Here is a 13,186-nt window from a genome sequence, read left to right on the forward strand (position 1 = left end):
TATCTTTTTTGTCATTGCGGACAACTGGGATAATAAGCTGAACTTTTTCGCCACCGCAATGACAAAAAAGGATGCCGTTCCTATCGGGGCTAGGGTAGTTTTGCTCTTTTTCAACTCTTTAGTTAATTTACAAATTTTAATTATTCAAAGTTGTAAAACCACCGTCAATAGGATAATCTACACCCGTAATAAATGACGCTTCGTCACTGCACAGATAAAGCGCTAACGAGGCCACTTCCTCAGGATGAGCCATCCTTCCGATAGGTTGTGTCTTTGATAATTTAGCAAACATTTCTTCAATATTATCAGGATAATTATTCTTTAAAAATCCATCCACAAAAGGCGTATGCACCCGCGCCGGAGAAATAGAATTACAACGGATATTTTCACTGATATAATCCTTCGCAACACTCATCGTCATTGCCTTCACCGCACCTTTTGCCGTACTGTAAGCAAACCGATCCGGAATTCCCACCAACGCAGCAATCGAAGCCATATTAATAATCACGCCGCCGTTAGATTTTCTGATCTGAGGAATTGCTGCAAACAGACAATTGTAAACCCCTTTAATGTTGACATTATAAATTCTGTCAAAATCCTCTTCCGAAGTCGTGTCAGCTTTCCCAATATGGGCAATTCCAGCATTGTTAACCAAAATATTGATCGCTCCAATCTGTCCGAAAACTTCCAAAACATCCTTCTGTTTTGAAACATCACATGCATGAACTTTCGCATTTCCTCCCGCAGACTTAATTTTTCCAAGCGTTTCCTGCCCATTCTGCTGTGTAATTTCAAGGATATGAACTTCCGCACCATTGGCTGCCAACTGAACCGCAATCGCCTGCCCAATTCCACTTCCACCGCCTGTCACAACGGCTTTTTTATTTTTTAATGAAAACATTTATATATTTTTATTTACAATTTTACTAATAACTTTTAGCTTTGATGATATTGTTTGTATAAACCACCCCCCCCCATCAAAAATCGAAGATTTTTCGCCACCCCTCCAAAGGTGGGGAATTGTTGACAGTATTTTTCACTTTGTCTCTTTCTACTTTTTACTTGGCTCTCCCTATAAACTTACCCCTCGTTTCCAGGGAATAAAATCATCCTGATTCAAAGCCACCGCTTTAGGAATAATATTTCCACTTGCCACTTCAATACAGAAATCCAAAATATCTTCGCCCATTTCTTGAATCGTTTTTTCGCCACGAACAATTGCACCTGTATCAATATCAATAATATCAGACATTTTTTTAGCTAAAATTGTATTCGTAGCCACTTTAATAACCGGACAAACCGGATTTCCCGTCGGCGTTCCAAGTCCTGTGGTGAACAAGATCAGAGTAGCTCCCGACGCTGCTTTTCCTGTGGTTGCTTCTACATCATTTCCAGGTGTACAAACCAGACTCAGTCCTGGTTTCGTTGCTGGTTCGGTATAATCTAAAACATCGAAAACAGGCGAAGAACCACCTTTTTTTGCTGCTCCTGCCGATTTGATAGCATCAGTAATTAATCCGTCTTTAATATTTCCCGGAGAAGGATTCATATAAAACCCTGAACCGACTGCATGGGCGAGTTCATCATATTCTGTCATCAACCGGATGAATTTTTCTGCGGTTGGCTTATCAATGGCACGGTCAATTAATTCCTGTTCGACACCACACAATTCCGGAAACTCTGCCAGTAAAACTTTTGCTCCTAAAACTGAAAGAATATCCGCCAAATGTCCCACAGCAGGATTCGCCGAAATACCACTGAAACCATCACTTCCACCACATTTTACGCCAACGCAAAGTTTACTAAGTGGCGCATCTTCACGTTCAATTTTATTGATTTCTAAAAGTCCTTTCAAAGTTTCAAAAATCGCATTTTTAATCATGGTTTCTTCGCTTTCGGCTTTCTGTTGTTCGAAAACAAGCAGAGGTTTAGAAAAATCAGGATTTCTGTTTAATAAATCTTTCCTGAAATTTTCGATTTGTAAATGTTGACATCCCAGACTCAACAAAGTAACTCCTGCGACATTAGGATGGTCTGCGTAAGAAGCCAAAAGTTTGCTAAGCGTATCTGCATCCTGCCTCGTTCCGCCACAACCGCCGGTGTGATTGAGAAATTTAATTCCATCCACATTTTTGAAAACTCTTTCTTTTTTAGGAATATTTGAGGTTGAAAAATCAATCTCATCTAAATTCTCTCCTTTAGAAATGGCTTCAACTAACTGATGTGTATAGCTCTTATATTTTTCGTCAACCGCATATCCCAATTCATTGTAAAGCGATTCTTTAATAATATCCAAATTTCGGTTTTCGCAAAAAACAGTCGGAATAAAAAGCCAGTAATTGGCTGTTCCTACCTCGCCGTTTGAACGATAATAACCTTTAAAAGTTTTATGCAGAAATTTAGAAACATCAGGTTTTGTCCATTGATAGTCAACATCACGATAATAGTAAGGATCGGCAGCATGTTTGGTATTATCTGTGGTCATTCTCGTTCCAGCAGGCAAATCGTATTGAACTTTTCCAACCAAAACTCCGTACATGAAAATTTCTTTTCCCTGTTTCATGTCAGTCATAAAGAATTTATGTTTGGCAGGAATGGTTTCTAAAGTTTTGTAGGTTACACTTTCGAAAATAATTTCGGTTTCTGCCGGAATATCCTGCAAAGCGACCAAAACATTATCTTTTTGATTTATTTTTAAAATTAAATTGCTCATTTTTATTATATAGTGCTGATTGAACACAAAGTTCACTAAAGGTTTCAATTACTAACTGTTTCTAGTCTCACAAAGCCGTTTCACTTAAATTAGACTTTCTCTTTTATTTTATAATTTATTCAATATTATTTTTAGTTTTGAATCTCAATGAAAATAAAAAAACGATGATAAAACAAAGTAGAGGCACAAGGTAAGATAAGTGAATATTCCCTGAAATATCTGTGATTTTACTGGCAATCGGGGGAATAATGGCACCGCCAACAATTGACATAATTAATAAACTTGAGGCTGGTTTGGTTTCTGAACCTGCGCCTTCAATTCCCAAAGCAAAAATCGTTGGAAACATGATGGACATAAAAAATGTCAATCCGACAAGTGCATATAAAGTTGAAATTCCTGAGCCAGCAACGACGTAAATGCTGAGAATTATGCTGATGACACTGTAAATTCTCAATAATTTTTGAGGCGAAACATATTTCATAAAAAAGGTTCCCGCAAAACGTCCAATCATAAATAAAAATCCTGCGACTCCTGCATAATATTTGGCTTCTTGTCCGCCCATATTGATGGCATCTTCTGCAAAAACAAGAAGAAAGCTAAAGACGTAAATTTGTGCTCCGATATAGAAAAATTGAGCTAAAACACCCCAGCCGACATTTCTTACGCCTAAAACCTGCAGATAATTTTTTGTTGATTTTTCTTCGCTTTCGGTCACATCAGGCAATTTAATGAAGAAAAATAGGATAAGAACCAATAAAAGAATTAATCCTAAAATCATGTAAGGTCCTTTTACCAAAAAGGTTTCCGCCTGGATATACGCTAATTTTGCTGCTTCACTCAATGTCGAAAGTTCATCCTGAGATTTTGGTTCTTCTGCTAAAATAAAAATACCACCAATAATCGGAGCAACAGAAGCCGCCAAACCATTAAATGATTGTGCGAAATTTAATCTTTGTGTTGCTTTTTCTGGCGGACCTAAAACTGTGATGTAAGGATTGGCTGCGGTTTCCAAAATTGCCAATCCACAGGACAATACGAATAACGCTCCAAGAAAAAACGGATAACTCACGGTATTGGCTGCGGGAACAAACAGAAAACATCCTGCTGCAAAGAAAAATAATCCCACCAGAATTCCTGTTTTGTAACCATATTTTTGAATAATCATTCCTGCTGGAATTGCAAGTAAAAAGTATGCTGCAAAAACAGATGAATCAACTAATGAAGCCTGAAAATGATTTAATTGAAAGGCACTTCTTAGATGTTTAATTAAAATTGGATCGAGGTTATGAATAAATCCCCAAAAGAAAAACAAACTTGTAATAAGAATTAATGGAAGACCATAATTTCTTTTTTTTGATGCGGAAGAAATTGAGTTACCTGATTGGGTATTATTCATTAGTCGGATTTAATAATTATTTCTTTTCTATTTTAAAACGAAAAGGCTAATCGATTGCATGATATGTTATGTCCAATAAAAAATCGATTCTTCTTTAAAACTTAAACGTTTTCTGATATTTTAAAAGTATAATAATTTTTCGAATAAAAAATCGGCAGGGCAGGATAGTACAAGATAGTTCAAGAATTTCTGAAATTTGTTAATGATTTTTTAATGCAATTTTTGATTTCTGAAAAAATCAATTTTTCAGATAACTGATTTTAGTTTGGGAAAAAATGTAATTTAGTTTCAAATACACTTGAAACTAAATTACATTATAGAATACTCGGCAACTTCAGAAAAATTTACCACTTTCAAAATCTCATAAAAATGATAAAATAATTGGACAGTTAAATTATAAAAACTGGTTTAAATTCAATGCAGAAATTGAAATTTTAAATTCAAAATATCAAATTGAGCCGAAAGGTTTTTTGGGAACAACTGTTGAAGTAAAAGACGGCAAAAATGTGATTTTAAAATTTGCAATGAATTGGGATGGAAACATTGTTTTAAATACTTACTTGAATGATGTTGAGAAAAACTACACTTTCAGCCACAAAGGATTTTTCAGAGAATCTTTTGTATTGACTGACGAAAAGGGGAGTGAACTTTTGGTAATGAACCCCAATATTCAGTGGCGCAGTTTGATTTACGAATATCAGATAACAACTTCGGAGATTTTAGAAACATTTGAGGAAAAAAATATTCTTCTGCTTATATCTTTACACTGCGCCAATAATTATATGTCGATGATGGCAGGAATGGGGATTTAATTGATTTTATAATAAGGTTCATTAAAATATTTACTCGGTTTTATATAAACTATTTTCCTGTCTTTGTCAAAAATCCAGTTGAATCTTTTCATAACGTCTGCTGCAAAGTAATTGGCGTGTTGTGTTTTGAGATCTCCTGTGAAAAATCCGGCTGTAAGATCTTTTAAAACAATATTTCCTAGCTTTAGAAAAGGTAAAATTCCCTGCTTTGTTGTCATGATTTGTCCGGCAGAGTTTTTCATTGATTTTTCACCTGTAATTTTCAGCTTTTCATTCAGATTATTTGCTTCTGCAAACTCGTTGCTATACAGCAAACCTCCCGAATAACCAGACTGAAGTAGAAAATAAGCTTCCTGCTGTTTATCTTCAATTATATTGTCTGCAACGATGTAGAATTGTCCGTTTTGTACATACAGATTCATCGGTTGATAATCCTTTAAATCTGGCTCTTTATCATAAGAAACCAACAGACTGTTGTCGTAATCAATTTTAAAATATTTGTCTTTAAAAATTCCGGTTCCTATCTTTCCGTCGGCTTCGTGACCTGTAAATTCATTATCAAAAAACCTAATATTCTCGTATTTTTTGTTGCCGATTTTCACAGTATTTCCATCACTTATTTCATCTTTAAATTTGATGTGGTCTGCTTTTCTGATTCTTTCGGGTGAAATTGAAGCATCTTCCATCGCAATCTGGAACATCAGATGAAGCGAATCTTTATCATTAACTAAAGTCTTTACAATAATGTTATTGTGCTTTGTGATTCTGAACGGAATCTTTTCCTGAGCTTTAAAAGGATTTAAACTCAACAAAACGATGGCTAAACAGCTAAACTTTTTAAACATTTTCCGATTCTTAAAATATCCCCAAATATAGATTAATTTTTTCTCACCATTAAGATATAAGTTGTCTTAAAAATATTTATCTTCGGTTCAATTAAATAAACCAAATGACCAAACATCAGCAAAGAGTTGCCGAAGTCTACCATTTTTTTGATAATAAAGATACCGTTTTAGGATTCAGAAAATTGTTAGACTGCGCTATTGATACTCAGGATATGTCGATTTATAAAGAAGCGATTGATTTGACAGACTGGAAAGAAACTCAAAATCACGCTATCGACGAATTAATTGAAAAATCAAAAAATCTTCTCGCCAAAATTGAAAAAGTGCAGGTAAAAGAGCATATTTCTGAACAATCTGTTTTAAAAGCAAAAGATATTGTAAAATCTTACGGAAGCAACCGTTTTTCGCTCGGGCCGGTTTCTGTGGAGATTAATAAAGGGCAGGTTTACGGTTTGGTAGGAGAGAACGGCAATGGTAAAACGACTTTATTGAGGATTTTGGCGAATGAAATTTCATTTAATGAGGGAAGTTTAGATTATTCTTTCAATGAAAAATCAAAAAATGAATATGACCTGAGAACGAAGTTGGTTTACATTCCGCAACGAACCGAAAAATGGTACGGAAGTCTGAAAGATAACCTGAAATTCGTGCTTTCAAATCATGGTGTTGCTTCTGAAGAAAACGAAACCAGAACGTTAATGATGATTGCCCGTCTCGGATTGTGGAATTACAAACATCTGAAATGGAGCGAACTTTCGTCAGGTTACAAAATGCGCTTTGAATTGGCTAGAATTCTTTTAAGAAAACCAGAAATTCTTTTACTCGACGAACCTTTGGCGAACCTTGATGTTTTGGCGCAACAGGTTATTTTAGAAGATTTAAAATCGATTGCCAATTCGGTGAATCATCCGATTGCCTTGATTTTGAGTTCGCAACAATTGTATGAAGTAGAAAAGATTTCAGATAAGGTGATTTTCCTTAAAAATGGAAAATACAAAGACAATTCTGAAAAACAGGAAGATGGAGAAATTCAATTGATTATTGAAATCGATACCAATGAGAGCCGTGAAAAACTTTTAGAGGTTTTCAAAGATTTCAGTCTCGAAAAACTGAATTTCAATGGTGGCGTTTACGTTGCTTATTTTGGCGCGGAAACTCAGTTTCATCAAGTAATATCGGCTTTGGGAAATGCTCAGGCGGAAATAGTGTACATTAGAAATATTTCTTCTTCTACGAGAAGATTTTTCGTCAATTAATCTTCTTTAATTTTAATTAAAATGCAGAAAATCAATAAAATAAATCAATATCTGCTCGAGAAATATCCTACAGTCTGGAATACCAAAATCGTATGGATGCTTTTGGCAGCATTATTTTTTCATATCATCTTTTTTATCATTGGATATCTTTCTCATATCGATCCAGTATCGTTGCAAAAATATTCTGTTAAAGATGATTATTTCAGAAATGGAGTGATTTTTATTCATCTTATCATTTCAATACTTCTTGTTGTTGGCTGGTTGTTGATGATGTTTAAAAACAATGGGTTCAAGAATTTTTATCCTACTTCTAAAGGAAAATTGTTTGGACAATTTGTACAATATTTTATCATTATTTTCTCGTGTACGACGTTTTATTTTTCTTATATGGTGGGTTTCAGAATGTTTATTAACAATAAATATCCTGATTCTGAAATGGCGAAAAATATTGATATTGTCAACAGAACCGCACCTTTTCTTTCTCAAAATATAGAATCTTATACTTTGGAAAATAGACTGTTTCCAAAAATTTTTTCTGATCTGTATTGTGAAAATGATATTGAGAAGATAGACCGAAACAAAAAGTTTTTTGTGTATTATAACAGAATTTACCAGTATAATTCTGTGTACTCAAAAAAATCTTCTAGAAAAAATAAAGCAGGAGATTTTATACCAAATGAACCTGAATATTCAGAGAAAATAGAGCCAGCTTATTCGGAGACAGATATTGAAAGAAAGTATTCTATTTTTTATTTTAAAAAAGATGTTGTAGATCTTTCGGCTTACATCAAAACTACGCAGCCAAGTTTTTACAATTTTTCAGAAGTTTTTTACGATTACGATTTTACTGGTTACAATGATGGTGCCTTAGAAAACAGTTACTATGATAAAAACGCTCCGGATTACACCCTTAAAAATCAGAAAGCGTTTATCAATAAAAAAACAACAGAATTATTAAACAGAAAAAAGCCTGCAGAACTCGAAAAACTCTTCAGCGATTTTCTTTCTATTTCTAAAAAATATAGGATAAAAAATAATCTCGATGCCAAAAAATGGACTTCATTAATTTACTCAAAAGACAATCCGAATTTTGAAATCCGTTATTTTATTAAAGATTTTGTGCCAAGTTCAAGATTTGAGGATGAACCTTATTACGAATCGACCGTTGCTGTAGATTCTGTAGCTTCTTCTTATAATGGAGGTGACGTTCAGGATAGTGTGAAGTTGAGAATATTTAATCCCGAAATAAACAGACAGATTGCGCCAGATAAGTATGTGAAAAATAATACGACTGATTATTATTACGTCTCTGAAAGCATGAAAGATCTCTTGAAGAATGTAGATTCTATGAAGCAGGATGATTTCTTTTCAGAAAACATACATATTTATATCTGGATCGCATTTTTCCTATCCACATTTATTTTCAGCTTTAGAATTACGGGACTTCGCTCTTTGCTTTTCAGCGTGATTAGTGCAGGAGTTTTAATGCTTTTTGTGACATTAATTACAGTGTTTTATGGATTGACATTCAGAGGACAGGAAGAATTTTTTGTTTCCTATTTTGTTTTGTTTATTGGGCTAATTATTTTGCTGATTCCTTTATTAAAAATGGATATGGTTAATAAAACGGTTTCTTCAGTTTTGGTAAATATTTCGATGAATTGTTTTGTACTTTTAATTTTCTTGATTTTTATAATTATCACTATTCATCAGAAAGCTGAATGTGCAGGGATTGTTACGAATATTGATGACGATTATCCTTATGGTGACTGTAATAGCATTATTGAATATTTAAGCTTCACGCTGAGTTATATCATTTTAATTCTTGGTTTTATTTTCATGTATTTTTATACTGCAGTTTTGCAGAAATGGAAAGCAATGCCGGAATAAATTTAGATCCCATATTTTTCAACCCTCATATTTTTTTATGAGGGTTTATTTAATTTAAAAATTTAGACTGTGAATATTATTCAGACTCTATTGGATGCAGATTTGTTTCAAAAGAAAAAAGTCATCAACAGACATTATTTTTTGACTTTGGAAGGCGATGTCGACAGCAATATCTATTTTATTGAGAAGGGTAGTGTTCGAATTTTCATCAGAGATGAAGATCAGGACAGAGTGATCCGGTTTGGATATAAAGAAAATATTATTGTTTGTCTTGACTCTTTTTTGTCGGAAAAGCCAAGTGATTTTTATATTCAGGCAATCAAAAAAATCGAAATACGAGTAGCGTCTAAGAAAGATTTCTATGAGTTTATAAAATCCTCGGATGAAAATTTAAAGTTATGGACTGTTATTTTGGAAGATTTAGTTTTACAGCAGATTGAAAGAGAAAAAGATTTATTAATCAATTCTCCAAGAGAGCGTTACGAAAGAGTTTTAAAAAGAAGTCCGCAACTTTTTCAGGAAATTCCGAATAAACATATTGCAAACTATTTAAGAATGAGTCCAGAAACATTATCAAGACTCAAAAAATCTTGATTTCAGTCAATATTTATGATTTTATAAAACTGGAAATTTGCTATAAAAATGGTTATGAAAATTCCTACGCTTCAACTGATTCATGAATTGAAAAAAATTACTGAAGAAAATATACACTTTGCTGAAACTCTTTTGAATCAATCAGAAGAAAAACTCAATTATAGACTTTCAGAAAAAAGCTGGAGTATTCTGGAATGCATTGAACATTTGAATCGTTACGGGAAATTTTACATTCCTGAAATCAATAAAAGAATAAAAAATTCAGATACAAAAACAACAGAAATTTTCAGTTTAGGAGTTTTGGGAAATTATTTTGCTCAATCGATGATTCCAAAGGAGAATTTAAATAAAATGAAAACTTTCAAAGCTATGAATCCTATTCACAGTAAACTTGATAAAAGCGTTTTAAATGAATTTATTTCCCAACAAAAGCAAATGATTCAACTTTTAAATGAAGCTAAAAATATAGATTTAAACAAAGTGAAAACCAGCATAAGTATTTCAAATTTAATTAAACTAAAACTTGGTGATACTTTCCGTTTTGTAATTTATCACAATTTGCGACACATTGAACAAGCAAAAAGAAACTTAAATCTAATGAATTTTGCTGAGTGAAATCGAAGATTCGACATAGTCAAACGCCTTTGCGAACTTAAAGACATTTAGTAGTTAAAAATATTTGCGCTTTTTTCGTTTAAAGAAATATAATCATAACAATTTAAGAATTTTATTTTAACAAAATTTATCAAAGTCAAAAAGTGATTTATGAACTCGATTTTGTAATTTTAGACAAAATTTAAAATAAGTGAAAAAGTTATTATTTGCAGTTTGTATTTCGGCTTCGGCTTTAAGTTTTGCACAAGATTATTCTGTACCGGCAGCAAGTCCACGTCAGAAAGTTGAGCAGCAGTTTTCAATGTCTAAAGTTTCTGTTGATTACGGAAGACCGGGAGTAAAAGGCCGTAAAATCTTCGGAGAATTGGTTCCTTACGGACAGGTTTGGAGGGCTGGAGCAAACTCTTCTACAAAAATTACTTTCGGACAGTCTGTGAATTTTGGTGGAAAAGTAGTTGCTGCAGGAACTTACGGTTTGTTCATCGTACCGACAGAAAAAGAATGGAAAGTGATTTTAAATAAAGATTTCCAGCAATGGGGCGCTTACACTTATGATCCAAAACAGGATGTTGTAGATGTAATGGTTCCTGTAAATAAATTAGCTGATAAACAAGAGTGGTTTGAAATTACTTTAAATCCTACAGACGAAAATTCTGGAAATCTGGTCATTAAATGGGATACTGCTCAAGCAGAAATTGCTTTGAAACCTGCAAAACCAGAAGCTGTAACAAAAATTGCAGAGAAACTGAAGGAAATTAAAAAAATAGAATCTGACGCTGCAAAAGCAAAAGGTTAAAATTTATTATCAATGAATTTTTCAATTCAACCAGAATTAGAAAACGATAAATATCAATTAATCCCCCTGTCTCAAGGGGATTTTGAGGCTTTATATGAAGTTGCCTCCGATTCAAAAGTTTGGGAACAGCATCCTAATAAAGATCGTTACAAAAGAGAAGTTTTTAAAAACTTTTTTAAAGGTGCGATGGAGAGCAAAGGCGCTTTCAAAATTTTCGAAAAATCAAGCGGAGATGTTTTAGGAAGTACTCGTTTCTACGATTATGATGAATCTAAAAACAGTATTTTTATTGGTTATACTTTTTACGGAACAAAATGTTGGGGAAAAGGAATCAATCCGCAAATTAAAAAATTGATGCTTGATTATATTTTTCAGTATGTTGATACGGTTCATTTCCACATTGGTAAAGAAAATCTCAGATCACAGACTGCTTTAGAAAGATTGGGCGGAAAGAAAATTAAGGAAGAGGAAGTAGCTTATTTTGGCGAACCGACAAGAACTAATTTTGTTTACGAAATCAGAAAGGAAAATCATTTTAAAGTTAGTTAAACTTAAATAAATTTTTCAAGCAGATTTTGCTGATTGAGCAGATTTTGAATGCTGAAAATATATCAGCAAAATCTGCGAGAGATTTAAATTATAGCTTGTCAACAATTTGTTTTTATATAAAAAACTTTGTGAGCTTTTATAAGTGAAATGGCTTTGTGTAACTTAAAAACATTTAGTAGTTAAAAATCTTTGCGGCCTTTGCGTTAAAAAATAATTAGTAATAAAATGAAAAAATATAAAATTCAGAAATCACCTTTTGTAGTTCCTACAACCGACGGAAAACTGATAGAAGAACATTGGGGAAATTCAACCCAAAATAAGAATATTTCAATTGCACACATGGTTGCGCCACCAAATTGGAGCGAACCTCATCAAACGCCTGAATTTGATGAATTTACATTGATAATTTCAGGAAAAAAGCAATTTGAAATTGATGGAGAAGATGTTGTTTTAGAAAAAGGACAAAGTATTTTAATTGAAAAGGGGGCGAGAATTCTTTACAGCAATCCGTTTTCAGAACCTTGCGAGTATATTGCAATTTGTCTTCCTGCATTTTCGATGGAACTGGTGAATAGAGAACAAGAAAAAAGATAGTTATGGGATTACAAATATGTCCAAAATGTAAAGAACAGTCATTCACTTGGTTTATTGGCGGAAAATTCCCTGTAACAACCTGGAGCTGTTTCGATTGCGATTATGAAGCAAAAGAAGCTGAAAGCGATAAATCTTCATGTGAAAACTGTGGTGAAACTAGCAAAATCAAATTAAAGGATAAAGAAAAAGAGTATTCGTGGTGTTCTAATTGTAATAAAACCAATGATATATAAAAACTCAACCTCAAATTATTGAGGTTGAGTTTTATTTTTAAAATTCTATTATTTTAAAATTTCTTTCAAAAATAGGAGAGTATGGTTCCAGGCTCTTTTTGCCATTACTTCATTGTAATCAGGAGATTTTGGATCAGTAAATGTATGTTTTGAGTTGGCGTATGTGATGATTTGCCAGTCAGCTTTGCCATCATTCATTTCTTTTACCAAATTATTATAGTCTTCCGGAGTTACACTTTTGTCCTCCGCTGGATTTTCTACTAAGATTTTAGTTGAAATAACTTCATTTGGTCTCGATTGGTCTTTTCCGATACTTCCGTGGATTGAAACTACACCTACAACAGGAAGTTTTCCTCTTGCTGATTCTAAAGCGCCTGTTCCGCCAAAACAATATCCGATTACCGCAATTTTGTCAGAGATCGCTCCATTTTTCTTCAATTGTTCTAAAGCCAGAGAAATCCTTTTCTGATAAGCTGCATAATCTTTTTTGTAAAATCCGGCAGTTTTTGCAGCAGAAGCATTATCGGTTGGAATATTTCCTTCTCCATAAATATCTGCAATAAATGCAATGTAACCTTGTTTTTCCAAATCTGCAGCCGCAGTTTTTGCTTCATCATCTATTCCTTTCCAAGCCGGAAGAATGAGAACTCCGGGAAGTTTTTTCCCTGCATTTGAAGTGACTAAACCATTGAGTTTTTGTGAGCCATCTTGGTAAGACACAGATTTTAATTTTTGACTAAAGACTGTTCCTGATGAAAATAAAAATGCTGATAATAATAGTGAACGTATCATATTTTGTAATTTAATTGAATGGAAAAGTTAATGAAAAAAAATCGCTTGAGTAAACTTGTTATTTAAATTTAATAATAGAAATTTGTTTAAACATTATAACC

Annotated in this window: 14 protein-coding genes; 9 read left to right on the top strand and 5 right to left on the bottom strand. The window is 33.2% G+C overall.

Annotated features, from left to right (window positions below; genetic code table 11):
- Positions 1-136 precede the first annotated feature (136 nt).
- From OF897_RS11560 to fucP, 3 genes are all read right to left on the bottom strand, one after another.
- The gene (locus OF897_RS11560) at positions 137-901 is read right to left on the bottom strand and encodes an SDR family NAD(P)-dependent oxidoreductase (RefSeq protein ID WP_267265837.1); all 765 of its coding nucleotides are present in this window, start codon (positions 899-901) and stop codon (positions 137-139) included.
- 171 nt (positions 902-1,072) lie between these two features.
- Positions 1,073-2,713: a UxaA family hydrolase gene (locus OF897_RS11565; RefSeq protein WP_267265838.1), complete on the bottom strand. Its 1,641-nt coding sequence runs from the start codon at positions 2,711-2,713 to the stop codon at positions 1,073-1,075.
- A 115-nt stretch (positions 2,714-2,828) separates the two neighbouring features.
- On the bottom strand, positions 2,829-4,109 hold the full coding sequence (fucP, locus tag OF897_RS11570) for an L-fucose:H+ symporter permease (RefSeq protein ID WP_267265839.1): 1,281 nt from the start codon (positions 4,107-4,109) through the stop codon (positions 2,829-2,831).
- 470 nt (positions 4,110-4,579) lie between these two features.
- On the opposite strand from fucP, the gene OF897_RS11575 reads away from it, so the two are divergent.
- Positions 4,580-4,921 (top strand): hypothetical protein, encoded by a 342-nt coding sequence (locus OF897_RS11575; protein ID WP_267265840.1) that lies wholly within the window; start codon positions 4,580-4,582, stop codon positions 4,919-4,921.
- Here the strand turns inward: OF897_RS11575 and OF897_RS11580 are convergent.
- On the bottom strand, positions 4,918-5,766 hold the full coding sequence (locus tag OF897_RS11580) for a hypothetical protein (protein ID WP_267265841.1): 849 nt from the start codon (positions 5,764-5,766) through the stop codon (positions 4,918-4,920). The genes OF897_RS11575 and OF897_RS11580 overlap by 4 nt on opposite strands.
- A gap of 104 nt (positions 5,767-5,870) precedes the next feature.
- On the opposite strand from OF897_RS11580, the gene OF897_RS11585 reads away from it, so the two are divergent.
- From OF897_RS11585 to OF897_RS11620, 8 genes are all read left to right on the top strand, one after another.
- Complete coding sequence (locus tag OF897_RS11585; protein WP_267265842.1) at positions 5,871-7,022, top strand: ABC transporter ATP-binding protein; 1,152 nt, start codon at positions 5,871-5,873, stop codon at positions 7,020-7,022.
- 21 nt (positions 7,023-7,043) lie between these two features.
- On the top strand, positions 7,044-8,912 hold the full coding sequence (locus OF897_RS11590) for a hypothetical protein (protein WP_267265843.1): 1,869 nt from the start codon (positions 7,044-7,046) through the stop codon (positions 8,910-8,912).
- Positions 8,913-8,981: 69 nt separating this feature from the next.
- Positions 8,982-9,506: a Crp/Fnr family transcriptional regulator gene (locus tag OF897_RS11595; protein WP_267265844.1), complete on the top strand. Its 525-nt coding sequence runs from the start codon at positions 8,982-8,984 to the stop codon at positions 9,504-9,506.
- Positions 9,507-9,560: 54 nt separating this feature from the next.
- Positions 9,561-10,121: a DinB family protein gene (locus tag OF897_RS11600; RefSeq protein WP_267265845.1), complete on the top strand. Its 561-nt coding sequence runs from the start codon at positions 9,561-9,563 to the stop codon at positions 10,119-10,121.
- 190 nt (positions 10,122-10,311) lie between these two features.
- The gene (locus tag OF897_RS11605; protein ID WP_267265846.1) at positions 10,312-10,917 is read left to right on the top strand and encodes a DUF2911 domain-containing protein; all 606 of its coding nucleotides are present in this window, start codon (positions 10,312-10,314) and stop codon (positions 10,915-10,917) included.
- 12 nt (positions 10,918-10,929) lie between these two features.
- Complete coding sequence (locus OF897_RS11610) at positions 10,930-11,466, top strand: GNAT family N-acetyltransferase (protein ID WP_267265847.1); 537 nt, start codon at positions 10,930-10,932, stop codon at positions 11,464-11,466.
- A gap of 225 nt (positions 11,467-11,691) precedes the next feature.
- Positions 11,692-12,060 (top strand): cupin domain-containing protein, encoded by a 369-nt coding sequence (locus OF897_RS11615; protein WP_267265848.1) that lies wholly within the window; start codon positions 11,692-11,694, stop codon positions 12,058-12,060.
- A gap of 2 nt (positions 12,061-12,062) precedes the next feature.
- Complete coding sequence (locus OF897_RS11620; protein ID WP_267265849.1) at positions 12,063-12,293, top strand: hypothetical protein; 231 nt, start codon at positions 12,063-12,065, stop codon at positions 12,291-12,293.
- Positions 12,294-12,341: 48 nt separating this feature from the next.
- On the opposite strand, the gene OF897_RS11625 is transcribed toward OF897_RS11620, so the two are convergent.
- Positions 12,342-13,085: a dienelactone hydrolase family protein gene (locus OF897_RS11625; protein ID WP_267265850.1), complete on the bottom strand. Its 744-nt coding sequence runs from the start codon at positions 13,083-13,085 to the stop codon at positions 12,342-12,344.
- Between the last annotated feature and the right edge of the window lie 101 nt (positions 13,086-13,186).

This window comes from Chryseobacterium formosum (assembly GCF_026460885.1).
GTDB lineage: Bacteria > Bacteroidota > Bacteroidia > Flavobacteriales > Weeksellaceae > Chryseobacterium > Chryseobacterium formosus.

What these genes read in the sequence shown, in the direction of transcription:
- OF897_RS11560 (WP_267265837.1), bottom strand. Translation starts at nt 901, where the DNA reads ATGTTTTCATTAAAAAATAAAAAAGCCGTTGTGACAGGCGGTGGAAGT.
- OF897_RS11565 (WP_267265838.1), bottom strand. Translation starts at nt 2,713, where the DNA reads ATGAGCAATTTAATTTTAAAAATAAATCAAAAAGATAATGTTTTGGTC.
- fucP (WP_267265839.1), bottom strand. Translation starts at nt 4,109, where the DNA reads ATGAATAATACCCAATCAGGTAACTCAATTTCTTCCGCATCAAAAAAA.
- OF897_RS11580 (WP_267265841.1), bottom strand. Translation starts at nt 5,766, where the DNA reads ATGTTTAAAAAGTTTAGCTGTTTAGCCATCGTTTTGTTGAGTTTAAAT.
- OF897_RS11585 (WP_267265842.1), top strand. Translation starts at nt 5,871, where the DNA reads ATGACCAAACATCAGCAAAGAGTTGCCGAAGTCTACCATTTTTTTGAT.
- OF897_RS11590 (WP_267265843.1), top strand. Translation starts at nt 7,044, where the DNA reads ATGCAGAAAATCAATAAAATAAATCAATATCTGCTCGAGAAATATCCT.
- OF897_RS11600 (WP_267265845.1), top strand. Translation starts at nt 9,561, where the DNA reads ATGAAAATTCCTACGCTTCAACTGATTCATGAATTGAAAAAAATTACT.
- OF897_RS11610 (WP_267265847.1), top strand. Translation starts at nt 10,930, where the DNA reads ATGAATTTTTCAATTCAACCAGAATTAGAAAACGATAAATATCAATTA.
- OF897_RS11615 (WP_267265848.1), top strand. Translation starts at nt 11,692, where the DNA reads ATGAAAAAATATAAAATTCAGAAATCACCTTTTGTAGTTCCTACAACC.
- OF897_RS11620 (WP_267265849.1), top strand. Translation starts at nt 12,063, where the DNA reads ATGGGATTACAAATATGTCCAAAATGTAAAGAACAGTCATTCACTTGG.
- OF897_RS11625 (WP_267265850.1), bottom strand. Translation starts at nt 13,085, where the DNA reads ATGATACGTTCACTATTATTATCAGCATTTTTATTTTCATCAGGAACA.